This window comes from Cupriavidus sp. CPT47-8839-RL05A, assembly GCF_058792255.1.
Genome location: NZ_JBYTEG010000002.1, coordinates 299,941 through 322,617, shown reverse-complemented (window position 1 = coordinate 322,617; position 22,677 = coordinate 299,941). Strand labels below are relative to the sequence as shown.

Annotated in this window: 22 protein-coding genes; 11 read left to right on the top strand and 11 right to left on the bottom strand. The window is 66.0% G+C overall.

The annotated features are described in order from the left end of the window. Positions 1 to 2 precede the first annotated feature (2 nt). Both AC3WVS_RS03550 and fusA read left to right on the top strand, forming a co-directional pair. Positions 3 to 881, top strand: coding sequence for an oxidoreductase (locus AC3WVS_RS03550; protein WP_492317406.1), 879 nt, complete (start codon positions 3 to 5; stop codon positions 879 to 881). 202 nt (positions 882 to 1,083) lie between these two features. Next, positions 1,084 to 3,138, top strand: coding sequence for an elongation factor G (gene fusA, locus AC3WVS_RS03545; protein WP_492317405.1), 2,055 nt, complete (start codon positions 1,084 to 1,086; stop codon positions 3,136 to 3,138). A gap of 23 nt (positions 3,139 to 3,161) precedes the next feature. Here the strand turns inward: fusA and boxA are convergent, their stop codons facing one another. The 4 genes from boxA to AC3WVS_RS03525 all read right to left on the bottom strand — a co-directional run bounded on the left by boxA (position 3,162) and on the right by AC3WVS_RS03525 (position 8,887). Further along, on the bottom strand, positions 3,162 to 4,442 hold the full coding sequence (boxA, locus tag AC3WVS_RS03540; RefSeq protein WP_492317404.1) for a benzoyl-CoA 2,3-epoxidase subunit BoxA: 1,281 nt from the start codon (positions 4,440 to 4,442) through the stop codon (positions 3,162 to 3,164). 191 nt (positions 4,443 to 4,633) lie between these two features. After that, entirely contained in the window at positions 4,634 to 6,061 is a 1,428-nt protein-coding gene (gene boxB / locus AC3WVS_RS03535) for a benzoyl-CoA 2,3-epoxidase subunit BoxB (protein ID WP_492317403.1), read from the bottom strand. 45 nt (positions 6,062 to 6,106) lie between these two features. Further along, positions 6,107 to 7,765 (bottom strand): 2,3-epoxybenzoyl-CoA dihydrolase, encoded by a 1,659-nt coding sequence (boxC, locus tag AC3WVS_RS03530; RefSeq protein ID WP_492317402.1) that lies wholly within the window; start codon positions 7,763 to 7,765, stop codon positions 6,107 to 6,109. 159 nt (positions 7,766 to 7,924) lie between these two features. Continuing rightward, on the bottom strand, positions 7,925 to 8,887 hold the full coding sequence (locus AC3WVS_RS03525; protein ID WP_492317401.1) for a helix-turn-helix transcriptional regulator: 963 nt from the start codon (positions 8,885 to 8,887) through the stop codon (positions 7,925 to 7,927). A 90-nt stretch (positions 8,888 to 8,977) separates the two neighbouring features. Here AC3WVS_RS03525 and AC3WVS_RS03520 point away from each other — a divergent pair, with 90 nt between their 5' ends. The 4 genes from AC3WVS_RS03520 (at position 8,978) to AC3WVS_RS03505 (ending at position 14,095) form a co-directional block, all read left to right on the top strand. Further along, positions 8,978 to 9,442 carry a DUF4863 family protein gene (locus AC3WVS_RS03520; RefSeq protein WP_492317400.1) on the top strand — a complete coding sequence of 155 codons (465 nt, stop codon included), beginning with the start codon at positions 8,978 to 8,980 and terminating at the stop codon, positions 9,440 to 9,442. Positions 9,443 to 9,450: 8 nt separating this feature from the next. Then, on the top strand, positions 9,451 to 10,998 hold the full coding sequence (locus AC3WVS_RS03515; RefSeq protein WP_492317399.1) for a 3,4-dehydroadipyl-CoA semialdehyde dehydrogenase: 1,548 nt from the start codon (positions 9,451 to 9,453) through the stop codon (positions 10,996 to 10,998). Positions 10,999 to 11,083: 85 nt separating this feature from the next. Further along, the gene (locus AC3WVS_RS03510) at positions 11,084 to 12,688 is read left to right on the top strand and encodes a benzoate-CoA ligase family protein (protein WP_492317398.1); all 1,605 of its coding nucleotides are present in this window, start codon (positions 11,084 to 11,086) and stop codon (positions 12,686 to 12,688) included. 48 nt (positions 12,689 to 12,736) lie between these two features. After that, positions 12,737 to 14,095 carry an MFS transporter gene (locus AC3WVS_RS03505; RefSeq protein WP_492317397.1) on the top strand — a complete coding sequence of 453 codons (1,359 nt, stop codon included), beginning with the start codon at positions 12,737 to 12,739 and terminating at the stop codon, positions 14,093 to 14,095. 102 nt (positions 14,096 to 14,197) lie between these two features. On the opposite strand, the gene ycaC is transcribed toward AC3WVS_RS03505, so the two are convergent. Both ycaC and AC3WVS_RS03495 read right to left on the bottom strand, forming a co-directional pair. After that, complete coding sequence (gene ycaC, locus AC3WVS_RS03500) at positions 14,198 to 14,824, bottom strand: isochorismate family cysteine hydrolase YcaC (RefSeq protein WP_010812838.1); 627 nt, start codon at positions 14,822 to 14,824, stop codon at positions 14,198 to 14,200. A 90-nt stretch (positions 14,825 to 14,914) separates the two neighbouring features. After that, positions 14,915 to 15,592 carry an isochorismatase family protein gene (locus AC3WVS_RS03495; protein WP_013953523.1) on the bottom strand — a complete coding sequence of 226 codons (678 nt, stop codon included), beginning with the start codon at positions 15,590 to 15,592 and terminating at the stop codon, positions 14,915 to 14,917. 152 nt (positions 15,593 to 15,744) lie between these two features. On the opposite strand from AC3WVS_RS03495, the gene AC3WVS_RS03490 reads away from it, so the two are divergent. The 4 genes from AC3WVS_RS03490 (at position 15,745) to AC3WVS_RS03475 (ending at position 17,960) form a co-directional block, all read left to right on the top strand. Next, positions 15,745 to 16,653 (top strand): LysR family transcriptional regulator, encoded by a 909-nt coding sequence (locus AC3WVS_RS03490; RefSeq protein ID WP_492317396.1) that lies wholly within the window; start codon positions 15,745 to 15,747, stop codon positions 16,651 to 16,653. Positions 16,654 to 17,083: 430 nt separating this feature from the next. Next, positions 17,084 to 17,308 (top strand): isochorismatase, encoded by a 225-nt coding sequence (locus tag AC3WVS_RS03485; protein ID WP_492317395.1) that lies wholly within the window; start codon positions 17,084 to 17,086, stop codon positions 17,306 to 17,308. A gap of 98 nt (positions 17,309 to 17,406) precedes the next feature. Beyond that, positions 17,407 to 17,628: a translation initiation factor IF-1 gene (gene infA, locus AC3WVS_RS03480; protein WP_008646230.1), complete on the top strand. Its 222-nt coding sequence runs from the start codon at positions 17,407 to 17,409 to the stop codon at positions 17,626 to 17,628. A 77-nt stretch (positions 17,629 to 17,705) separates the two neighbouring features. After that, positions 17,706 to 17,960 carry a hypothetical protein gene (locus AC3WVS_RS03475; RefSeq protein WP_018308947.1) on the top strand — a complete coding sequence of 85 codons (255 nt, stop codon included), beginning with the start codon at positions 17,706 to 17,708 and terminating at the stop codon, positions 17,958 to 17,960. A 30-nt stretch (positions 17,961 to 17,990) separates the two neighbouring features. Here AC3WVS_RS03475 and AC3WVS_RS03470 read toward each other — a convergent pair whose 3' ends face one another. The 4 genes from AC3WVS_RS03470 to AC3WVS_RS03455 all read right to left on the bottom strand — a co-directional run bounded on the left by AC3WVS_RS03470 (position 17,991) and on the right by AC3WVS_RS03455 (position 19,611). Continuing rightward, entirely contained in the window at positions 17,991 to 18,365 is a 375-nt protein-coding gene (locus AC3WVS_RS03470) for a hypothetical protein (RefSeq protein WP_492317394.1), read from the bottom strand. 93 nt (positions 18,366 to 18,458) lie between these two features. Beyond that, positions 18,459 to 18,785 carry a hypothetical protein gene (locus AC3WVS_RS03465; RefSeq protein ID WP_492317393.1) on the bottom strand — a complete coding sequence of 109 codons (327 nt, stop codon included), beginning with the start codon at positions 18,783 to 18,785 and terminating at the stop codon, positions 18,459 to 18,461. 141 nt (positions 18,786 to 18,926) lie between these two features. After that, positions 18,927 to 19,229: a hypothetical protein gene (locus AC3WVS_RS03460; RefSeq protein ID WP_492317392.1), complete on the bottom strand. Its 303-nt coding sequence runs from the start codon at positions 19,227 to 19,229 to the stop codon at positions 18,927 to 18,929. 178 nt (positions 19,230 to 19,407) lie between these two features. Next, complete coding sequence (locus tag AC3WVS_RS03455; protein WP_010812830.1) at positions 19,408 to 19,611, bottom strand: cold-shock protein; 204 nt, start codon at positions 19,609 to 19,611, stop codon at positions 19,408 to 19,410. A 324-nt stretch (positions 19,612 to 19,935) separates the two neighbouring features. Here AC3WVS_RS03455 and AC3WVS_RS03450 point away from each other — a divergent pair, with 324 nt between their 5' ends. Beyond that, positions 19,936 to 20,163, top strand: a complete 228-nt coding sequence (locus AC3WVS_RS03450; protein WP_492317391.1) for a hypothetical protein — start codon at positions 19,936 to 19,938, stop codon at positions 20,161 to 20,163. 82 nt (positions 20,164 to 20,245) lie between these two features. On the opposite strand, the gene AC3WVS_RS03445 is transcribed toward AC3WVS_RS03450, so the two are convergent. After that, positions 20,246 to 22,483, bottom strand: a complete 2,238-nt coding sequence (locus AC3WVS_RS03445; protein ID WP_492317390.1) for an NADP-dependent isocitrate dehydrogenase — start codon at positions 22,481 to 22,483, stop codon at positions 20,246 to 20,248. Positions 22,484 to 22,677 lie beyond the last annotated feature (194 nt).

Here is a 22,677-nt window from a genome sequence, read left to right as displayed (position 1 = left end):
CCATGTCCGCCAACACCACCAACACCGCCATCAACGCTGCCAGCAAGGTCTGGTTCATCACCGGCGCTTCGCGCGGCTTCGGCCTGGAACTGACCCGTGCCGCGCTGGCACGCGGCGACCGGGTCGTCGCCACCGCGCGCCGCCCGGAAACCATCACCGCCGCACTGGGCGAGCACGACAACCTGCTGGGCGTGGCGCTGGACGTCACCAACGAAGCGCAGGCGATCGCCGCCGCCGAGGCCGCCGTGGCCCGCTTCGGCCGCATCGACGTGCTGGTCAACAACGCCGGCTACGGCCTGCTCGGCGCGGTCGAAGAGGCCTCCGCACAGGAAGTCGAGCAGCAGTTCGCCACCAACGTGTTCGGCGTGCTGACCGTGACGCGTGCGGTGCTGCCGCAGATGCGCCGTCAGCGCAGCGGCCGCATCCTCAACATTTCGTCGATCGGTGGCTACGCCGCGTATCCCGGCTGGGGCGTCTATGGCGCCACCAAGTTTGCGGTGGAGGGCCTGACCGAAGCGCTCGATGCGGAACTGTCGCCGCTGGGCATCCGCGCCACCGTGGTCGAGCCGGGCTTCTTCCGCACCGACTTCCTCGATGCCAGCTCGCTGGTGCGCGTGCGCACCGAGATCGCCGCATATGCCGATACGGTCGGGGCAATGCGCGAGCACATGGCTTCGGCCAACCACCAGCAGCCCGGCGACCCGGCCAAGCTGGCGGCAGCGCTGCTGACCCTGGCCGACAGCGAAACCCCGCCGGTGCGGCTGCCGCTGGGCTCGGACACGGTCTACCGCATCACCGAGAAGAACCGCAAGGTGGAAAGCGAACTGGCCGCCTGGCAGGCGCTGGCGGTGTCGACCGACCACGACGACGTGCGCCGCTGATCTTGCTGCAACGCAGCAGCGCACGCTTTGCTGCAATGCGGGCAAGCTGTGTGAAACGCGAAGCGAGGCCGGCCGAGCGCCGGCCTCGCCACTTGCGAGCCATCTTGCGTCAGGCAATGCACCGAGTCGGGCATCCGCGTATGTCGCTTCCGGCGAATTTGGCCAATAATTCCCGGACAGCCATTGCCGGACGAGAGCCACCATGCACGATAGTCCCGATGCCATCCGCACCGCCGCCTTGCTAGGGCACGCGGGGTGCGGCAAGACCTCGCTGGTCGAAGCGCTGTTGCACAAGGGCGGTGCCCTGCACACGCCCGGCAGCGTCGAACGCGGTTCCACGGTCTGCGACAGCGACCCGCTCGAGCGCAAGTACAAACGCTCGCTCACCACCGCCGCCGCCCACCTGCACTACCGCGACACCCGCATCTACCTGCTTGACACCCCCGGTTACCCCGACTTCTCCGGCCTCGCCATCAGCGCGCTGGCGGCGGTGGAAACCGCCGCCATCGTCATCAATGCCCAGACCGGCATCGAGATGACCACGCGCCGCGCGATGGCGTGGGCGCAGGCGCGCCAGCTGTGCCGGATGATCATCGTCAACGGCATCGACGGCGACAAGGTCGACCTGCCCGCGCTGCTTGCGGATATCCAGGAGGCCTTTGGCAAGGAATGCCTGCCGATCAACCTGCCTGCCGGCAACGGCAGCCAGGTGGTGGACTGCTTCTTCAATCCGGCCGGCGAGTCGGATTTTTTATCTGTTCCCGCCGCCCACGATGCGCTGATCGACCAGGTGATCGAGATCGATCCCGAACTGATGGAGCTGTACCTGGAACAAGGCGAGGCGATCACGCCGGAGCAGCTGCATGCGCCATTTGAGCGCGCGCTGCGCGAAGGCCACCTGGTGCCGATCTGCTTTACCTCGGCCGCCACCGGCGCCGGCATCACGGAACTGCTCGACGTGTTCGTGCAACTGCTGCCCAACCCGACTGAAGGCAATCCGCCGCTTTTCTATCGCGATACGGGCGATGGCAGCGAACACCGCAAGGCCGTGCGCGCCGAGCCCGTGCCTGACAAGCACGTGCTGGCCCATGTCTTCAAGGTGGTGATCGACCCCTATGTCGGCAAGCTGGCGGTGTTCCGCATCCACCAGGGCACAGTCACGCGCGACAGCCAGCTCTATATCGGCGACGGGCGCCAGCCGTTCAAGGTGGCGCACCTGCTGCGGCTGCAGGGCAAGGAGACCCAGGAGATCCCACGGGCCGGCCCGGGCGATATCTGCGCGGTGGCCAAGGTCGACGAACTGGGCTTCGATGCCGTGCTGCACGACGCCACCGAGGACGGCAATATCCACCTGACGCCGCTGGAGTTTCCAACCCCCATCTACGGCCTGGCGATCGAACCGGCGCGGCGCGGCAACGAGCAGCGCCTGGCCGAAGTGCTGCACAAGCTCAGCGCGGAAGACCCGTGCCTGCGCGTCGAGCATCCGGTTGGCACCAATGAGACCGTGGTGTTCGGCCTGGGCGAATTCCACCTGCGCTGCGCGCTCGAGCGGCTGACCGAGCAATACAAGCTGGAGGTGGTGACGCGCCCGCCCAAGATCGCCTACCGCGAAACCATCGGCGGCAAGGCCGAGGGCCATCACCGGCACAAGAAGCAGACCGGCGGCGCCGGGCAGTTCGGTGAAGTAATGCTGCGCGTGGAGCCGCTGTCGCGCGGCGAGGGCTTCGACTTTGTCGATGCGGTAAAAGGCGGCGCGATTCCCGGCCAGTTCATTCCCGCCGTGGAAAAAGGCATCCGCCAGGTGCTGGACAGCGGCCCGCTGGCGGGCTTCCCGATGCAGGACGTGCGCGTAACCGTGTATGACGGCAAGAGCCATCCGGTCGATTCCAAGGAAGTCGCGTTCGCGACCGCCGGGCGCAAGGCCTTCATCGATGCGGTGCTCAAGGCCAGGCCCAGCGTGCTGGAACCGATCGTCGACATCGAGGTGACGGCGCCGGGCACAGCCATGGGCGACATCATCGGCGACCTCTCCACCAAGCGCGGCCAGGTCCACGGCACGCGCACCGCGGTCGGCAACGCCGTGGTGGTGGCCGGCCAGGTGCCGCTGTCCGAGCTCAACGACTACCAGTCACGGCTGAACAGCATCACCGGCGGCCACGGCAGCTATACCATCCAGTTCAGCCACTACGACAACGTGCCGCCGGCGCAGCAGGACAAGATGGCATCGAAACACAAGGCGCAGCAGGATACGGATTGAGCGGTTCGCGCCCGCGGCTGCGTCTAGTACGTTTCCAGATGCAGTCGCCCCTCCCGCTTCAACCCTTCAGCCAGCGCCTCCCATTGCAACCCCGCCTGCTGCGCTACGTCCCTCAGCGCCAGCACCACGCCCTCTTCCATGCTCTTTAGCCCGCACACATAGAAGCAGGTGTCGGAACTCGCCAGCAACGCTGCCAGGTCCGCCGCGCGCTCGCGCATCAGGTCCTGCACATAGCGCTTGGGCTGCCCCGGCGTACGCGAGAACGCCAGGTTGATGTCGATGAAATCCTTGGGCAGGTTCTGCAGCGGGCCGAAATAAGGCAGATCCTCCTGCGTGCGCGCGCCGAAGAACAGCATCAGCTTGCCGCCGTCGAACTTGCCGGCCTTGCGCAGGCGCCGGCGCCATTCGGTCATGGCGCGCATCGGTGCGCTGCCGGTGCCGGTGCAGATCATCACGATGTTGGAGCGCGGGTGGTTGGGCATCAGGAAGCTGGCGCCGAACGGGCCGATCACTTCGACCTTGTCGCCGACCTGGAGGTCGCACATGTAGTTGGAGGCCACGCCACGCACCGGGTTGCCGTCATGGTCCTGCAGCACGCGCTTGATGGTCAGCGACAGGTTGTTGTAGCCCGGACGCTCGCCGTTGCGCGGGCTGGCGATCGAGTACTGACGGGCATGGTGCGGGCGGCCGCCGGCGTCGGTGCCGGGCGGCACGATGCCGATCGACTGACCTTCCAGCACCGGGAACGGGGTCGCGCCAAAGTCCAGCACGATGTGGTGCGTGTCGTATTCGCGGCCCACTTCGGTCACGCGCACATTGCCGGTCACGGTAGCGGTGATGGTCTTGTTGGCGGACTTCGCGCCATACAGGTTGGTGTATGCATGCGCGGCGGACCAAGGCGGCACCGTGGCGCCGTAACGGGCGCCGTTGATGGCATCTTCGCCGGAGCCGGCCAGCGGCGACGCGGCGGGAATCTCCGGCGCGGCGGTCTGCAGCTCGGCGCCGGGTGCCAGGTCGGCCAGTTGCTCGGGCGTCAGCTCGTCGGGCAGCGTGTCCCAGCTGAGCTGCTCTTCGATGCTGTAGGCGCGCAGCTTCGGCATGGCGCGCCAGTTGTCGATCGAGCCGGTCGGGCACGGGGAAATGCAGGCCATGCACAGGTTGCACTTGTCGGCATCGACCACGTAGTTGCGCGAGTCGTGCGTGATCGCGCCCACCGGGCAGGTGGCTTCGCAGGTGTTGCAGCGGATGCAGATCTCGGGATCGATCAGGTGCTGCTTGATGACTTGAATTTCTGCCATGTCCATGGCGGTCTCCAGAATCAGAGTGCTTCCAGGGCGTGTATCCCTGCCCTTGGTGTTCCCCTCTCCCTCAGGGGAGAGGTAGGGTGAGGGGTGGTTTAAGCACCGGCGCTTCGTTGATGCCCCCGCCCTCACCCCACCCCTCTCCCGCATGCGGGAGAGGGGAGCAAACCCGCAGCGGGCGGATGGCCCGAAGCTCAGTTAAACCGCACGTACTCGAAATCCACCGGCTGGCGGTTGATGCCCATCACCGGCGGCGCGATCCAGTTGGCGAACTTGCCCGGCTCGACCACGCGGCCCATCAGGCTGGCGACAAAGGCGCGATCGCCTTCGCCGGGCAGCCACTGGTCGCGGAAGTCGCGCCATTCGGCGTCGGAGATCACGCGGCCGTCCGGCGATACCTTGACGCCCGCCAGCGCGCCGATATTGCGGTGGAAGGCCTTGTGCGGCACCTTCAGGCGGAACGGGATGCCGGCCTTCTCGATGACCTTGTTCCAGCGTTCGATGCCGGCCATGCTGTCCTTGATGTAATCGTCGCGCAGCACTTCATTGAGCGCGTTCAGCATCGGCACTTCCTTCTCGGTCAGCTGGCCGTTCTGCGCCTGCAGGATGCGGTAGGTCTGGCCCTTGAGCACGTGGTCGTCCATGCGCTTGCCTTCTTCGTAGCGGCCCTTGAGGCCGGTGCTGTAGAAGGTGGCGGCGTTGCTCGACTCATCGGCACCGAACAGGTCGATGGTGACGCTGTAGTGGAAGTTCAGGTAGCGCTGCAGGGTCGGCAGGTCGATCACGCCGGCCGCGCGCAGCTTGGCGGGATCGTCGGTCTTGAGTTCGTTCATCACCTGGCAGGTGCGCTGGATCACGCGCGACACGCCGGACTCGCCCACGAACATGTGGTGCGCTTCCTCGGTCAGCATGAACTTCGTCGTGCGCGCCAGCGGATCGAAGGCGCTTTCCGCGAGCGCGCACAGCTGGAACTTGCCGTCGCGGTCGGTGAAGTAGGTGAACATGAAGAACGACAGCCAGTCCGGGGTCTGCTCGTTGAACGCCTGCAGGATGCGGGGATTGTCCTGCTGGCCGCTGCGGCGCTCCAACAGGGCCTCGCCCTCCTCGCGGCCGTCGCGGCCAAAATACTTGTGCAGCAGGTAGACCATCGCCCACAGGTGGCGGCCCTCTTCCACGTTGACCTGGAACAGGTTGCGCAGGTCATACATGCTGGGCGCGGTCAGGCCCAGGTGGCGCTGCTGTTCGACCGACGCGGGTTCGGTATCGCCCTGCGTCACGATGATGCGGCGCAGGTTGGCGCGGTATTCGCCGGGCACGTCCTGCCACGCATCCTCGCCCTTGTGGTCGCCGAAATGGATCTTGCGGTTGGCCTCGGCCGGGTTCAGGAAGATGCCCCAGCGGTAGTCCGGCATCTTGACGTGGCCGAAGTGGGCCCAGCCCTGCGGATCGACGCTGATCGCGGTGCGCAGGTAGATGTCATGGCTGTGCGAGCCTTCCGGGCCCATGTCGTTCCACCAGCTCAGGTAGTTAGGCTGCCATTGCTCGAGCGCGCGCTGCAGGGTGCGGTCTTCGCTCAGGTTGACGTTGTTGGGGATCTTGTCGCTGTAGTTGATGCCGGACATGGTGGTCTCCTTCGGGGGACGATTCGGTTGTCGTGTAAGGCTGGATCAGACGCGGTTCCAGTCGAAGGCGGCCTTGTCGCCCTTGCCGTAGACCTTGAGCGCGCCCTTGTCTCCCACCGCGTTGGGACGCTGGAAGATCCAGTTCTGCCACGCGGTCAGGCGGCCGAAGATGCGGGTGAACATGTTTTCCTGGCCGTTGAAGCGCAGGTTGGCTTCCATGCCGGTGAGCGCATCGGGCGACATCGCCACGCGCTCTTCCAGCGCGATGCGCACTTCGTCGGTCCAGTCGATGTCGTCGGGGTTGGCGGTGACCAGGCCCAGCGCATAGGCGGCATCGGCATCGAGCGGCTGGCCGGCCTTGGCGCGCACCGCGTCCAGCGCGGGCTGCTCGTCGTAGAAGCGGCGTCCCAGGCGGCTCTGGCCGGTGGCCATCGGGTACAGGCCGAAATTGACTTCCGCCACGGTGATCTTCGGTGCGCGCGCCTCGTCGTCCGGCAGTGCCAGGTGGTAGCTGCGGTCGCAGGCCAGCGCCAGTTCCAGGAAGGTGCCGGCAAAGCAGGACTGCGGCTCGATCAGCGCGAACAGGCTGCGCGACGACACGTCCAGGCGGCTCAGCGTGCGGCGCAGCAGGCCGATGGTCTCGCGCACCAGCCAGTGGTCCTTGTGCGCGAGCAGCGTGGCGTCGGTGGCCAGTACCGCGGCGGCATCGCCGCTGGTCTTGATCAGCCAGGTGCCGATGTCGAGTTCATTGGTGCGCATCGACAGGATCGCGTCTTCCAGTTCGCGCGCCAGTTGCAGCGGGTACCAGGCGGCGCCGGCGGCGACGATCTCTTCGATGCTCTGCGGTTGCGCACCGACGGGCGCCTTCACGGTGAAGGTCGCGGTACGGCCGGTGCGATCGATCTCGACCGTCACATGCGTATAGCGCAGCGCATCCGCTTCGATCGTCCGCTCGATCGGCTCGAGCGCCACGCCCTGCGCATCGGCCGGACGATCGCTCTGCGCGGCCAGCGCCAGCGCGCGCTCCTGCACCTTCTGCGCGAACACGGCGGGCTTGGCGATATCGTCCACCAGGCGCCAGTCCTTGGCACGCTGGCCGCGCACGCCTTCGGTGGTGGTGCAGAAGATGTCGGCGAGGTCATGGCGCACGTGGCGCTTGTCGGTCACGCGGGTCAGGCCGCCGGTGCCGGGCAGCACGCCCAGCAGCGGCACTTCCGGCAGGCTCACGGCCGACGAGCGGTCGTCCACCAGCAGGATCTCGTCACAGGCCAGCGCCAGCTCATAGCCGCCGCCGGCGCAGGCGCCATTGACCGCGGCCAGGAACTTCAGGCCGCTGTGCGCCGAGGAATCCTCGATGCCGTTGCGGGTCTCGTTGGTGAACTTGCAGAAGTTGACCTTCCACGCATGGCTGCTGACACCCAGCATGAAGATATTGGCGCCGGAACAGAACACCTTGTCCTTGCCGCTGGTGACGACCACGGTGCGCACTTCCGGGTGCTCGAAGCGGACGCGGTTGAGCGCGTCGTTCAGTTCGATGTCGACGCCGAGGTCGTAGCTGTTGAGCTTGAGCTTGTAGCCGGGGCGCAGGCCGGCGTTCTCGTCGATGTCCACCGCCAGCGTGGCGACGGGGCCGTCGAACGTCAGCTTCAGGTGTTTGTATTGGGCGGGGGCGGTCTGGTAGTCGACGCGGGGGGCGGTTGTCACGGCGGTGTCTCCTCTGCGAAACTGCACTATCGTGCATGAACAGGAATCTGGTGAGACGAACTATAGTTCATCTATCAGATTTTCTGCAAGCATTATTGTGCAGATTTCTCAGGAGGTGCCGCTCGCTGCCCCCGATGCCGCGTTATTGCGCCCCAGCCGTCACAACGGCATGCGCAAGGCCTGGCGCACCAGCTCGCGCAGCGCGGTAAATGTGGGTTCCAGCGGTTGCGCGCTGGTGTCCAGCGCGAACTCCGCCTTGGAATAGAAGGCCGCGCGACCGGCCAGGATATGGCGCAGGTCCTCCATGGCCTCCTTGCTTGCCGCCATCGGACGGAAGTCGCCCTGCCCGCGCACCCGCTCCATATGGTCTTCCGGCTCCGCCTGCAGCCAGACCGTGGTGCAGTGGGCCAGCAGCAGGTTGAAGGTGGCCGGATCGGAGACCAGGCCGCCGGGCGTGGCGATCACGGCCTCGGGGTAGATCTGGATGGCTTCTTCCAGCGCGCGCCGCTCATAGCGGCGATAGGCGTTCATGCCATACAGGCCCTGGATCTCCGAGATGCTGCAGCCGGCAAACTTCTCGATCTCGCGGCTCAGCTCGACAAAGGGGAAGTCCAGGTCTTCGGCCAGCATCCCGCCCAGCGTGCTCTTGCCGGCGCCGCGCAGCCCGATCAGCGCCACGCGCGGGCTGCGCGCGGCCTGGCCGGCATTCTCGCCACCCGTGCCGAGCATCTCGCCCACGGCAATGCGCACGCGCCGCAGCGTGGCTTCGTCACGGTGCTCCAGCAGTTCGCGCAACAGGATCCATTCCGGCGACGAAGTGGTGACGTCGCCCAGCAGCCCGGCCAGCGAGCACTGCAGCGCATCCGCAATCTGCTGCAGCACCAGGATGGAAGCGTTGCCGCTGCCGTATTCCAGGTTTGCCAGGTGCCGCTCCGATACGCCGGCGGCCTGCGCGGCGGCCTTTCGGGTCAGGCCGCGGCAGGCGCGCAACTCACGCACACGCTCGCCCAGCGCGACCAGAAACGGGTTCTTCTCAGTGCCATTGGCAGCGCTTGCATCTGAATCATGATGCATGTCGGCTGCCGGGGTTAACCCAGATTTATGCAATATAGTGCTTGACATGATTTCTGTGCGGCTCTATTTTCCATACATGCACAATAATGCATGAAGCCAGTGATAGCAACTGGCGAATCAGATGGAGCCCCCAACACCATGTCCCCCACAGAATTCCGCAGCCAGATCGCGCAGCTCACCGCGCAACTGGCAGGCCGCCCGCTGGATGCCGCACTCGATGCGTGGCTCAATGCCGAGCACGGCGCCGGCAGCCCCACCTACCAGCAACTTAAGGACGCCTGCCAGGCCGGCGTGGCCGAAGGCTGGCTGTGCGACCGCGAAGGCGGCGGCATCCGCTACGGCCGCATCTTCAAGCCGGCTGACGACCTGCACGGCTTTTCCGTCGACGTGGTCGACATGCAGGACATTGCCGGCCCGCATCACACCCATCCCAACGGCGAGATCGACCTGATCATGCCGCTCGAGGGCGACGCGCAGTTCGACGGCCGCCCCGCCGGCTGGCTGGTGTGCCCGCCGGGCAGCGCCCACCGCCCCACCGTCAGCAACGGCCGCGCGCTGGTGCTCTATCTGCTGCCGGAAGGCCGCATCGACTTCACGCGCTGAGATCCCCCATGACTGAATTGCTATCCAACTACCTCGGCGGCAAGTGGCAGGCCGGCAGCGGTGCCGGCACGCCCTTGTTCGATCCGGTGCTGGGCGACGAACTGGTGCGCGTTGACGCCACCGGGCTGGACCTCGCTGCCGGCTTCGCCTTTGCCCGCGAACAGGGCGGCATGGCCCTGCGCGCGCTGACCTATCGCCAGCGTGCCGCGTTGCTGACTGACATCGTCAAGGTGCTGCAGGCCAATCGCGATGCCTATTACGACATCGCCACGGCCAACAGCGGCACCGTCAGGAACGACTCCGCGGTCGACATCGACGGCGGCATCTTCACGCTGGGCACTTACGCCAGGCTGGGCGATGCGCTCGGCGACCGGCACTACCTTCCGGATGGCGAGGCCGCGCGGCTGGGCAAGGACCCGTTGTTCCAGTCGCAGCACGTGCTGGTGCCCACGCGCGGCGTGGCGCTGTTTATCAATGCCTTCAACTTCCCGAGCTGGGGACTGTGGGAGAAGGCGGCGCCGGCATTGCTGGCCGGCGTGCCGGTGATCGTCAAACCCGCTACCGCCACCGCCTGGCTGACCCAGCGCATGGTGCGCGACGTGGTCGAGGCCGGAGTGCTGCCGGCCGGCGCGTTGTCGGTGGTGTGCGGCAGCTCGGCCGGACTGCTGGACCAGTTGCAGCCCCTTGACGTGGTGTCGTTCACCGGTTCGGCCGATACGGCCGCGGTGATCCGCTCGCATCCCGCCATCGCGCAACGCTCTGTTCGCGTGAATATCGAAGCGGACAGCATCAATTCCGCCGTGCTGCTGTCGCAGGACGGCCCTGATACCGCCGCCTTCGACCTGCTGGCGAAGGAAGTCGTGCGCGAGATGACGGTCAAGTCCGGCCAGAAATGCACCGCGATCCGGCGCGTGTTCGTGCCTGAAGCGCTGTATGGCCAGGCCGCCGAGGCCATCGGCGCACGGCTGTCGAAAGTGACCGTGGGCAACCCGCGCAACGATACGGTGCGCATGGGTGCGCTGGTCAGCCGTGCGCAGTTCAACGCCGTGCAAGACGGGCTGGCAACCCTGCGCAAGCAGGCACAGGTGCTGCATGACGGCACGCAGCAGCCGCTGGTCGATGCCGATCCGGCCGTGGCCTGCTGCGTCGGCCCGACGCTGCTGGGCGTGACCGATGCGGACTCCGCCGCCGCGGTGCACGACACCGAAGTGTTCGGCCCGGTGGCCACGCTGCTGGCCTATCGAGATACCGCCCATGCACTGGCACTCGTGCGCCGTGGACAGGGCTCGCTGGTGGCATCGCTCTATGGCAGCGACGCGGCCGCGCTCGGCGCGGCCGCCGTCGAGCTGGCCGACAGCCATGGCCGCGTGCATGTAATCTCGCCCGACGTGGCGCAGCTGCACACCGGCCACGGCAACGTCATGCCGCAATCGCTGCATGGCGGCCCCGGCCGCGCCGGCGGCGGCGAGGAACTGGGCGGACTGCGCGCCCTGCACTTCTATCACCGGCGCAGCGCCATCCAGGCCAGTACCGCGGTGCTCGACGCGCTCGCCTGACCGTTCAAGCCAACCCGCTTCACCGCGCCGCCACGTCCGCATGGCGGCGCGCGGCACACCGTACACCAGCAACGGGGAGACACCCATGACCGCCACGCCTTCAGAACCACCCGTCCGGCCACCCGGCACGTCCTTCAACTTTGCCGGGCACCTGCTCGGCTGCAATGCCGGGCGCGCCGGCAAGGTGGCCTATATCGATGACGACGGCCAGCTCACCTACGGCGAACTGGCGCAGCAGGTGCGGCGCCTGGCCGCGGCGCTGCTCGGCGCCGGCATCCGCCGCGAGGAACGCGTGCTGCTGCTGATGCACGACTGCAGCGACTGGCCGGTCTGCTTCCTGGGCGCGATGTACGCCGGCATCGTCCCGGTGGCCGTCAACACGCTGCTGACCGCCGACGACTACAGCTACATGCTGCAGCACAGCCGCGCGCAGGCGGTGCTGGTGTCGGCCGCGCTGCTGCCCGTGCTGCAGGAGGCGCTGGCACGTCCCGGGCATGAAGTCGGGCAAGTGTTCGTGTCCCGTGCGCATGAGCCGCTGCCTGATGGCATGGCGGCGCTGGATGCGCTGCTTGCCGCGCAAACGCCGTTGCAGGCGCCTGCCGCCACCAGTTGCGACGACCCCGGTTTCTGGCTCTACTCGTCCGGCTCGACCGGCCAGCCCAAGGGCGTGGTGCACAGCCACGGCAACCCGTACTGGACCGCGGCGCTCTATGCAGTCCCGGTGCTCGGCCTGCAGGAGCAGGATGTCTGCTTCTCTGCGGCCAAGCTGTATTTCGCCTACGGGCTGGGCAACGGCCTCAGCTTCCCGCTCAGCGTAGGCGCCACCGTGGTGCTGATGGCCGAGCGGCCCACGCCCGAGGCCACCTTCCGCCGCTGGCTGCAACACCGGCCAACGGTGTTCTTCGGCGCGCCGACAGGCTACGCCGGCATGCTCGCCTCGCCGGCGCTGCCGCAGCGCGCCGAGGTCGCGCTGCGGCTGTGCTCGTCCGCCGGCGAGGCCCTGCCCGCCGATATCGGCCAGCGCTTCACCGCGCATTTCGGCTGCGAGATCATCGACGGCATCGGCTCCACCGAGATGCTGCATATCTTCCTGTCCAACCGCCCCGGCCAGGTGCGCTACGGCACCACCGGCTGGCCAGTGCCGGGCTATGCCATCGAGCTGCGCGACGAAGAAGGCCGCCCGGTGCCCGACGGCGAGATCGGCGACCTCTATATCCAGGGCCCCAGCGCCGCGCTGATGTACTGGGCCAACCGCGAGAAGTCGCGCGAGACCTTCCGCGGCGGCTGGACCAAGAGCGGCGACAAATACGTGCGCAACCCGGATGGCACCTACAGCTACGCCGGGCGCAGCGACGACATGCTCAAGGTCAGCGGCATCTACGTTTCGCCGTTCGAGGTCGAGGCCACGCTGGTGCAGCACCCGGCAGTGCTGGAGGCTGCGGTGATCGGCGTACCTGACCAAGACGGACTGGTCAAGACCAAGGCCTTCGTGGTGCTGAAGGCCGGCGCGCAGCTTGGCGACGGCGAACTGAAGGCCTTCGTCAAGGAGCGGCTGGCGGCCTACAAGTACCCGCGTGCGATCGAGTTCGTCGATGCGCTGCCCAAGACCGCCACCGGCAAGATCCAGCGCTTCATGCTGCGCGAACGCGAACTGAAGGCCGCCGCAGAGCGCGCCGTCGCGGTGGCGTGAGCGGCAACGCCGCCCGCCCCCATCATACCACCATACCGGAGACAAACCATGCGTCAGATCGATGTCCACAAGCTGGCCGACGAGGCCCGCTTCAACCGCTTCCATGCGCTCATCCTGTTCTGGTGCGCGCTGATCATCATCTTCGACGGCTACGACCTGGCCGTGGCCGGCATCGCCCTGCCGTCGATCATGAAAGAGATGGGCGTGACCGCCACCAGCGCCGGCTTCATGGTCAGCTCGGCGCTGTTCGGCATGATGTTCGGCGCGATCTTCCTCGGCACCGTGGCCGACCGCATCGGCCGCAGGCGCGCCATTGCCATCTGCATCGTGCTGTTCAGTGTCTTCACCGCGGCGGCGGGCTTTACCAGCGACCCGGTGACGTTCAGCGTCACGCGCTTCCTGGCGGGCCTGGGCATCGGCGGCGTGATGCCCAACGTGGTGGCGCAGATGACCGAGTACTCGCCGCGCAAGCTGCGCGGCACGCTGGTGACGCTGATGTTCAGCGGCTATTCGGTGGGCGGCATGCTGGCCGCGCTGCTGGGCAAGGGACTGATCGAAAGCTACGGCTGGCAGTCGGTTTTCCTCGCCGCCGGCCTGCCGGTGCTGCTGGTCCCGCTGGTGCTGCGCTCGCTGCCGGAGTCGATGCCATACCTGCTCCGCACGGGCCAGACCGACGCTCTGCAATCCGTGGTGTCGCGCCTGGTGCCGGCGCACCGGCCGCAGCCGGGCGACGTCTTCACCCTGGCCGCGGACGACAAGGCCGGCAGCGCGCCGATCCGGCGCCTGTTCCAGGACGGCCGCGGCTTCAGCACGGTGATGTTCTGGGTGGCGTTCTTTATGTGCCTGTTCATGGTGTACGCGCTCAGCTCCTGGCTGACCAAGCTGATGGCCGCCGCCGGCTACAGCCTGGGCTCGGCGCTGACCTTCGTGCTGGTGCTGAACTTCGGCGCCATGCTCGGCGCCATCGGTGGCGGCTGGCTGGCCGACCGGCTGCCGATCAAGCATGTGCTGATCGGCATGTACGCGCTGGCGGCAGTGTCGATCACGCTGCTGGGCTACCCGATGCCCAGCGCCGCGCTGTTCGTCGTGGTGGGCCTGGCTGGTGCTTCCACCATCGGCACGCAGATCGTCACCTATGCCTATGCGGGCCAGTTCTATCCGATGGCGGTACGCGGTACCGGCATCGGCTGGGCCTCCGGCGTGGGACGCAGCGGCGCCATCCTGGCACCGATCGTGATCGGCGTGCTGGTTGGGATGTCCCTGCCGTTGCAGCAGAACTTCATGGCGATGGCAATCCCGGCGGTGATTGCGGTGGGGGCGGTGTCGATGATCAATCACCGGAGGTCGGCGTCGGCGCAGGCGGAAGTCGCTGCGGTGCCGGTGCGGGCGGCTGTGAAGGAGGCCTGAGGAAAATTGCTTGCCACTTGGGCCCTCCCCCGTCCCAATTGTTTGCTCCCTCTCCCGCAAGCGGGACAGGGAGCAAACCAGCGGCTTGTTGAAGGGCGTTGCCTACTTGCTGCCCTTCACGGTCGTATAAGCCGTAATCAAATTCCGATAGTCCGGAATATGGTTCGAGAACAGCGTGCCCAGGCCCTCGATGTCGTTGCGCCAGTCGCGATGCAGTTCGCAAGCCACGCCGAACCACGTCATCAGCTGCGCGCCGGCATCCGACATCCGCTGCCAGGCCGAATCGCGCGTGATTTCATTGAAGGTGCCCGAGGCATCGGTCACGACAAAAACTTCGAAACCCTCTTCGATCGCCGACAACGCCGGGAAGGCCACGCACACTTCGGTGACCACGCCGGCGATCAGCAGCTGCTTCTTGCCAGTGGCACGCACCGCGGCAACGAAGTCCTCATTATCCCAGGCGTTGATCTGGCCCGGGCGCGGAATGAACGGTGCGTCAGGGAACATGGCCTTGAGCTCAGGCACCAGCGGTCCGTTGGGGCCATCCTCGAAGCTGGTGGTCAGCACGGTCGGCAGCTTGAAGTACTTGGCCAGGTCGGCCAGTGCCAGCACGTTGTTCTTGAACTTGTCGGGCTCGATATCCCGCACCAGCGACAGCAGGCCGGCCTGGTGATCGACCATCAGGACGGCGGCCTGGCTCTTGTCAAGGCGCTTGTAGGGCTTGCTCATGGTGTGCTCCTGTCAACAAAAAAAGTACGCACGCGTGGCGTCTGCCACGCGTGCGTACCCCTGGGTATGCCGTGCGTTGCCGGCAAGGCGTCAGCGCTTGGAGTCCAGCACCTCGTGGTTCTTCTCCACGTCCTGTGCCTTGAGATAGCTTTCAATCAGCAGGCGGTAGGCCGGGAAGATCTGCGTGTAGACCTCGGCCCATTGCTGCGCGTCCGGGCGGTTCCAGCTCTGCTGCAGCTCAGAGGCCACGGCGGCGGTATCCATCGGCACCACGCCGGCCTGGACAATGCGCGCCAGGGTGATTTCCTGCGCCATCTTGGAATAGGTGCCCGATGCATCCACCACGGCAAACACCTTGTAGCCGTCAGCCACCGCGCTGATCGACGGGAATGCCATGCACACGCTGGTGATGGTGCCGGCGATGATCAGGGTCTTCTTGCCGGTCTCGCGCACCGCGGCGACAAAGTCGGGGTTGTCCCAGGCGTTGATCTCGCCCTTGCGCGCAACATATTTGGCATGGGGGGCGTTTTCGTGGATTTCCGGAATCAGCGGGCCGTTCGGGCCTTGCGGCACGGATGCCGTGGTGATCACCGGCAGCTTGCACAGCGTCGCCATCTTGGCCAGCGCGGCCGCACGGGCGCGCAGCTCAGGCATCGGCATGTCGCCAACGGTCTGGAACAGGCCACTCTGGTGGTCGATCAGCAGCATGGCCGTATCGGCGGGATCCAGAACCGGACGCTTGCCGTTGAAATTCGCGGGTGTGGTCATTTGGCTTTCTCCTATGCGGTTGGCGAAACCGGCGACTCTGGGCAATCCCCAAGCCGACCGTGTGGCGAAAGCATAGGTCTTGGCAGATCGCATCGCTAGGAGGGAAAATCTGCCCTCAGCGTCCTACTGGCAGGACGACAGGAGCAGCCCGCTTGCATCCCGACCTGAATGACCTGTATTACTTCGCGCAGGTAGTCGATCACCAGGGCTTTGCGCCCGCCGGGCGCGTGCTCGGCATACCCAAGTCCAAGCTGAGCCGGCGCGTGGCCATGCTGGAAGAACGCCTGGGCGTGCGCCTGATCCAGCGCTCGACGCGGCGTTTCTCCGTGACAGAAGTGGGGCAGACCTACTACGCCCACTGCAAGGCCATGCTGGTGGAGGCCGAAGCGGCCGAGAGCGCGATCGCGCAGAGCCGCGCCGAACCCAGCGGCCTGGTGCGCATGAGCTGCCCGGTGGCGCTGCTGCACGCGCGGGTGGGAGACATGATTGCGGATTTCATGGCGGCCAACCCCAAGGTCATCGTGCACCTGGAAGCCACCAACCGGCGCGTGGACGTGGTGGCGGAGGGGATCGACCTGGCCATCCGCGTGCGCGTGCCGCCACTGGAAGACAGCGACCTGGTGATGCGCGTGCTGGCCGAGCGCGCCTGGTGCTTCGTGGCCAGCCCGGCGCTGCTGGCCGGCCATGGGCCGCTGCTGGCGCCCGCGGACCTCAACGCGCTGCCAACGCTGGACCTGGGGCCGCCGCGCCCCTCGCACACCTGGTCGCTGTACGGCCCCGATGGCGCCAGCGCCGAGCTGCACCACAAGCCCCGCCTGGTCACCGACGACATGATCATGCTGCGCACCGCGGCCGTGGCCGGTGCCGGCATCGTGCAGCTGCCGGTCATGATGATGACCGACGAGCTGCGCGATGGCCAGCTGGTAAAAGTCCTGCCGGACTGGTCGGTCAGGGGCGGCGTGATCCACGCCGTGTTCCCGTCACGGCGCGGGCTGCTGCCTTCGGTGCGTGAACTGATCGACTTCCTGTCGCGGCGCTTCGCGCAGATCAGCGAACTCTAGGCACCGCAAGGCGGCCCCTCCAGGGGCACTGCCCGTCACGCGGGCAGGATTGACCCGGAAGTGGTATCATCCGGGATCCTATGCACGGATCGGCAACGCCCGACATCTGTGCGCCAGCCGCAAGACAATCCCACAAGAAGCATTCAGCGGCGGCATATCGGGCGTACACCCGATGCGTCTTTGGGCCAGCCTATGCAGAACGGCCCACCACCCTATCCGACCAGCGGCACGTCCGCTCCGCAACGATCGCCCCTGTACCTGGCGCATCGGCTTGCGCAGGCATGGTCCACTTCACGCCAGATGCAACGCCTGCGCAGCCGCGCGGGCCCGACGCTGGCCTACAGCAACGGCGAACGGCCGCCACCGCGCGACGCCTGCATCGGAACGATGCTCCGCGCCCCTGCGGCCGCGCCTTAGAACAGGCATCACATTGAATCGAGTCAACCCTACCCCTTACACCGTTTCCGTCTATCCCATCCAGCAGGAACCCGGCCTCTGGTTCGCGACCTACATGATTGCGGAATACCGCAATGGCGCCGAACGCATCGTCGCCAACGTGGCAATGCGCCACGACACGCACCACTCTGAAGCCCGCGCCAGGCAGTCCGCCCGCCGTGCCGGCGAACGCGCCGCAGCACGCCTGCGCCAGCAGTAAGCCAGGCATCGCAAGCCCCATCCCATCGGCCAGTTGGTGTCCAGTTGGCCGTCACAACAGCTCGCGCACAAGCGGCGCGGCTACAGCAAGGAGCCTCCTTGGCAAAAGAAGAACTGGTCGAATTTGGCGGCAAGGTGTCGGAAGTCCTGCCCGACAACCGTTTCCGCGTGATCCTGGAAAACGGCTTCGAAGTCTGGGCGTATTCGTCCGGGCGGCTGAAGAAGAACCGCATCCGCGTGCTGGCGGGCGACCGCGTCACGCTGGAGATGTCGCCCTATGACCTCACCAAGGGGCGCATCAACTACCGGCACAAGTCGTAGGCCGGCGTCATGGCATGCGCCGCGCCGGCGCGTGCCGTCCCGCTAACGATTCATCCCTCAATCAAGGAGAACCGATCATGTCCGTCATCGAAGAATGGGAAGCCGTGCACCTGACGCCCGAAGGCTGGCAGGCAGGCAGTTACCGGCATGCACCGTGGCAGGCGGTTGAAGTCGCACCGCCCGCATCCGGCGTGCTGACCGTCAGGCGCCACGTGACTGCCACCTATTGCGGGCCGTCGCGCGCGGTGGAAGACCGTACTCCCGAGATCGCCGACATGGCGCTGATCGAGGCGCTGCTGGAGCGCCACGGCAATCCGGTATTCCAGATCTGACCTGACCTGGCTTGACGATTGCGTGCGGCCTCAGCCGAGCACGCGCACATGCGGCCGGGCCGTCCTGAGCCCCGCGCCGACCGTCCTCAGCTCGCCGTCCCATGGCGAGGCGGCGAGGTCCAGCACCGCATCGCCCTCGCGAGCCTTGTCGTGCAGCTGGTCGCGCACCACCTGGCCGATGGCCAGGCGGCACAGCGCCTCGCCGCTGGCGGCAAGCTGGCCCTGCAGGGCCCCTGGCTCGGCCAGCACGCCGAACGACCGCCGCCCCACACCCACGAAGCTGGTGAACAACACCCCGGTGGGGCGCTCCGCATCGATAAAGCAGACCGCAACGTGATAGGTGATGCCTTTGCCCTCACCGGGCAACGTGCACAGAAAACCGGATGATCCCGAACGCATGTCCATGAACGGACTCCTTGCAGTCTGACGGATAGCGCCGCGCCTGTTTCCCCGCTCCGCAACTGGCCTGTGACCAGGCCGCTGCGGAACCGAAAATACCTAGATCGACGCCACGGATTCGCCGGCGACCAGGCCATTGATGATGTCTTCGCCGAACTGCAGCGCGCCGCGGCGCGCCGAGCCGATGTTCTCCCAGCGCGACTCGCTCATGGGGTACACGCGCGCATGGTCGCTGCCAGGGCGATAGCCCTCGCGGCAAATCACGATCGACGCGAGGAAGCTGCTGTCGGGCTTGGTGCGCGGCCAGGCCTGCTCAGGCCGATGGCGATAAACCAGGGGATACAGATCGAAACCCTTGTAGCTGGCAAAGGGCGTACTGCCGGGAACAGTGTTGCCGGGACTGCGGCTGGGACTGCTGTCGCTCACGACATCTCCATGCGGCATCGTGCCGCGCTGATGGGAAGGATTGCTGAACTCATGTGGATCACGCGCACGGCATGGGCCATGACCCCGCGCAGGCGTCAGCGGCGCAAATGCACCGCGGCGCCAGGGTCCGTCGTCGGACCTTCAGGACGCCATCGGCGCGCCGGCCGTTGTTACCGATACCCCCGGCACCGCGCCATTGATGATGGCCTCGGCATAGCGCAACGCACCGCGTCGCGCGCCACCGACGTTATCCCACGGTGCGGCGTCCAGGCGGAACGTGCGCGCCTGCATGCCTTCTGGTGACTCGCCTTCCAGGCAGATCACCACGGCAGCATCGAAGGAACGGTCGGGCCGCGGCTCGGGCCACACGCGCTCGGCGGCGTGCTTGTACACAAGGGGATAGAGGTCGTAGCCCTTGTAAGTTGCAGCCGGATAGATATCCATGGCAGCCTCCGCCGTGTGGTGATCCTGCCCCCACTCTACGCTTGTTGCCGCGCCAGCAGTGGCTTTATTTCACGGTTGCGGGGAATAGCGGCAACGGAAATAAAAAAGCTCCGCGTTGGCGGAGCTTTTTTCATTGGACTGGCGCCTCGGCGCTCAGCTCAACTCAGGTCGGTGCGATTCAGATCGGCTCGATCTTGGTCGCGGCCGGGCCCTTTTGGCCGACGCCAGCGACGTAACGCACCTTCTGGCCTTCTTGCAGCGACTTGAAGCCGTTGCCCTGGATTTCGGAGAAGTGCGCGAACAGGTCGTTGCCGCCTGCATCAGGCGTAATGAAGCCAAAACCCTTCGAATCGTTGAACCACTTGACGGTACCGGTTTCCATGTTGGATTCCTCAATAAGTTTTTTCTCACCGGCAAAAGCGCCGGCAAGGCATGACGATCAAGGAAGACACAAGGAGAAAAAGTGGCGCCGTGTGGGCAAGCACCTGGACTTCTAGGTTGCTGCTTGAAAGATCCTGCACTCATCCTTATACAGGCCCCACCCAGGCATGTCAACGAACTTCACCGGATCGGGCCCAAATCACATGGAAAGTGCGGGTTGAGGGTCTCGCCGGGCGAACTCTCGAGTGCGCCGCATGTTCCTGCCCACTTCCGGCCCCGAAGGCGCCGGCATGCTACAGTGGCCGATCGAACGGAACAGACACGGATGACACTCTGCACTGCCTGCCAGGCCATTGAACGCCACGTGCGCGGCGCCCCCGGGCACGCGGCACTGCGCATCACCGACACCCGACGCATCAAGCCCCCCGGCTCCGCCGCCGTCACCATCAGCAGCTTCGTCTGCCAGGACTGCGGCGCGCTCTGGACCTACCGGGACCAGAAGAGCGGCCCGGAACAGGGGTGGGACATCCATATGGAAGCGCAGCAGCCATAACGCCTTCCGCGGCGCAAAGAAAAACCCCGGGCCAGGGCCCGGGGTTGCGACACCTGCCGGCCCGCCGAGCGGGCCAGTCCGGTCAGGCCGTCACGGTCGACAGCGCGGCGTTCAGCGTCTGGCTCGGGCGCATTGCGGCGCTGAGCTTGTCGGCTTCCGGCATGTAATAGCCGCCGATATCCACCGGCTGGCCCTGCACGGCGCCCAGTTCGCCAACGATCTTCTGCTCGTTGTCGGTCAGCGTCTTGGCCAGCGGCGCGAACTTCGCGGCCAGTTCGGCGTCCTCGGACTGGGCGGCCAGTTCCTGCGCCCAGTACATCGCCAGGTAGAACTGGCTGCCGCGGTTGTCCAGCTGGCCGGTCTTGGGCGACGGGCTCTTGTTGTTGTCCAGCAGCTTGCCGGTGGCAGCATCCAGCGTCTTGGCCAGGATCTTGGCCTTGGCATTGCCGGTCTTGATGCCAACGTCTTCCAGCGACACCGCCAGCGCCAGGAACTCGCCCAGCGAATCCCAGCGCAGGTGGTTTTCTTCCACCAGTTGCTTGACGTGCTTCGGAGCCGAACCGCCGGCGCCGGTCTCATACATGCCGCCACCGGCCATCAGCGGAACGATCGACAGCATCTTGGCGCTGGTGCCCAGTTCCATGATCGGGAACAGGTCGGTCAGGTAGTCGCGCAGGATGTTGCCGGTCACCGAGATGGTGTCCAGGCCGCGGATCACGCGCTCCAGCGTGTAGCGCATGGCGCGCACCTGCGACATGATCTGGATGTCCAGGCCGTTGGTGTCGTAGTCCTTCAGGTAGGTCTCGACCTTCTTGATCAGCTCGGCTTCGTGCGGACGGTACGGGTCCAGCCAGAACACCGCCGGCATGCCCGAGTTGCGCGCGCGCGTGACGGCCAGCTTGACCCAGTCGCGGATCGGTGCGTCCTTGACCTGGCACATGCGCCAGATGTCGCCCTGCTCGACGTCCTGCGTCAGCAGCACTTCACCGGTGGCCAGGTCGACGATGTTGGCGACGCCGTCTTCGGCGATCTCGAAGGTCTTGTCGTGCGAGCCGTATTCTTCGGCCTTCTGCGCCATCAGGCCCACGTTGGGCACGGTGCCCATGGTGGTCGGGTCGAAATTGCCGTTGGTCTTGCAGAAGTTGATGATCTCCTGGTAGATGCGGGCAAAGGTGCTTTCCGGGATCACGGCCTTGGTGTCCTTCGGACGGCCGTCGGCGCCCCACATCTTGCCGCCGATGCGGATCATGGCCGGCATCGAGGCATCCACGATCACGTCGTTGGGCGCGTGCAGGTTCGAGATGCCCTTGGCCGAATCCACCATCGCCAGTTCCGGGCGATGCTCGTGGCAGGCGTGCAGGTCGCGGATGATCTCTTCGCGCTTGGAGCTGGGCAGCGCCTCGATCTTCTCGTACAGGTTGACCAGGCCGTTGTTGACGTTCACGCCCAGTTCGTCGAACAGCGCGCCGTGCTTGGCGAAGGCTTCCTTGTAGAAGATCTTGACGGCGTGGCCGAACACGATCGGGTGCGACACCTTCATCATGGTCGCCTTGACGTGCAGCGACAGCATCACGCCGGTCTTGCGCGCGTCTTCGAACTGCTCTTCATAGAAGTCGCACAGCGCCTTCTTGCTCATGAACATGCTGTCGATGATCTCGCCATCCAGCAGCGAGACCTTGGGCTTGAGCACGATGGTCTTGCCGCTCTTGGTGACCAGCTCCATCTTGACGTCACGCGCCTTGTCCAGGGTCATGGACTTTTCGCCGTGATAGAAGTCGCCATGCTTCATGTGCGCCACGTGCGTGCGCGAAGCCATGCTCCACTCGCCCATGCTGTGCGGGTGCTTGCGCGCGAAATTCTTGACCGCTGCCGGTGCGCGGCGGTCGGAGTTGCCTTCGCGCAGGACCGGGTTCACGGCCGAGCCCAGGCACTTGGAATAGCGCTTCTGGATCGCCTTTTCTTCGTCGTTCTTCGGGTCTTCCGGATAGTCCGGCACCTTGTAGCCCTTGCCCTGCAGTTCGCGGATGGCGCTGACCAGCTGGTGCACCGAGGCGCTGATGTTCGGCAGCTTGATGATGTTGGTGTCCGGCAGCTGGGTCAGCTTGCCCAGCTCGGCCAGGTTGTCCGGCACGCGCTGCGCTTCGGTCAGGAATTCGGGGAACTCGCCCAGGATACGGCCCGCCACCGAGATGTCGCTGGTGGTGACGTTGATGCCGGCGGGCTTGGTGAAGGTCTGGATGATCGGGAGGAACGCACTGGTCGCCAGCAGCGGAGCTTCGTCGGTCAGCGTGTAGATGATGGTGGGTTGCTGGGTACTCATTGCTTCTCTCAGATCCTCGAACGGGTGGTAGGACATCCGCCTGCTGGGTCACAGCGCGGCGGCATACTAGGCGAAAAATAGAATTTTGCCTCAGTTTGCTTTCAGGGGCCTGAAAACCCACTGCTTTTTGCGCGGCTATCGGCAGAAATCCGGACGCCGGTGCCGCGTTGGGCCGTCCTCGCAGCATGATCGTT

Excerpts from the sequence above, each read along its gene's own strand:
- AC3WVS_RS03550 (WP_492317406.1), top strand. The coding sequence starts at position 3 with ATGTCCGCCAACACCACCAACACCGCCATCAACGCTGCCAGCAAGGTC.
- fusA (WP_492317405.1), top strand. The coding sequence starts at position 1,084 with ATGCACGATAGTCCCGATGCCATCCGCACCGCCGCCTTGCTAGGGCAC.
- boxA (WP_492317404.1), bottom strand. The coding sequence starts at position 4,442 with ATGGACATGGCAGAAATTCAAGTCATCAAGCAGCACCTGATCGATCCC.
- boxB (WP_492317403.1), bottom strand. The coding sequence starts at position 6,061 with ATGTCCGGCATCAACTACAGCGACAAGATCCCCAACAACGTCAACCTG.
- AC3WVS_RS03525 (WP_492317401.1), bottom strand. The coding sequence starts at position 8,887 with ATGTCAAGCACTATATTGCATAAATCTGGGTTAACCCCGGCAGCCGAC.
- AC3WVS_RS03520 (WP_492317400.1), top strand. The coding sequence starts at position 8,978 with ATGTCCCCCACAGAATTCCGCAGCCAGATCGCGCAGCTCACCGCGCAA.
- AC3WVS_RS03515 (WP_492317399.1), top strand. The coding sequence starts at position 9,451 with ATGACTGAATTGCTATCCAACTACCTCGGCGGCAAGTGGCAGGCCGGC.
- AC3WVS_RS03510 (WP_492317398.1), top strand. The coding sequence starts at position 11,084 with ATGACCGCCACGCCTTCAGAACCACCCGTCCGGCCACCCGGCACGTCC.
- AC3WVS_RS03505 (WP_492317397.1), top strand. The coding sequence starts at position 12,737 with ATGCGTCAGATCGATGTCCACAAGCTGGCCGACGAGGCCCGCTTCAAC.
- ycaC (WP_010812838.1), bottom strand. The coding sequence starts at position 14,824 with ATGAGCAAGCCCTACAAGCGCCTTGACAAGAGCCAGGCCGCCGTCCTG.
- AC3WVS_RS03495 (WP_013953523.1), bottom strand. The coding sequence starts at position 15,592 with ATGACCACACCCGCGAATTTCAACGGCAAGCGTCCGGTTCTGGATCCC.
- AC3WVS_RS03475 (WP_018308947.1), top strand. The coding sequence starts at position 17,706 with ATGTCCGTCATCGAAGAATGGGAAGCCGTGCACCTGACGCCCGAAGGC.
- AC3WVS_RS03470 (WP_492317394.1), bottom strand. The coding sequence starts at position 18,365 with ATGGACATGCGTTCGGGATCATCCGGTTTTCTGTGCACGTTGCCCGGT.
- AC3WVS_RS03460 (WP_492317392.1), bottom strand. The coding sequence starts at position 19,229 with ATGGATATCTATCCGGCTGCAACTTACAAGGGCTACGACCTCTATCCC.
- AC3WVS_RS03455 (WP_010812830.1), bottom strand. The coding sequence starts at position 19,611 with ATGGAAACCGGTACCGTCAAGTGGTTCAACGATTCGAAGGGTTTTGGC.
- AC3WVS_RS03450 (WP_492317391.1), top strand. The coding sequence starts at position 19,936 with ATGACACTCTGCACTGCCTGCCAGGCCATTGAACGCCACGTGCGCGGC.
- AC3WVS_RS03445 (WP_492317390.1), bottom strand. The coding sequence starts at position 22,483 with ATGAGTACCCAGCAACCCACCATCATCTACACGCTGACCGACGAAGCT.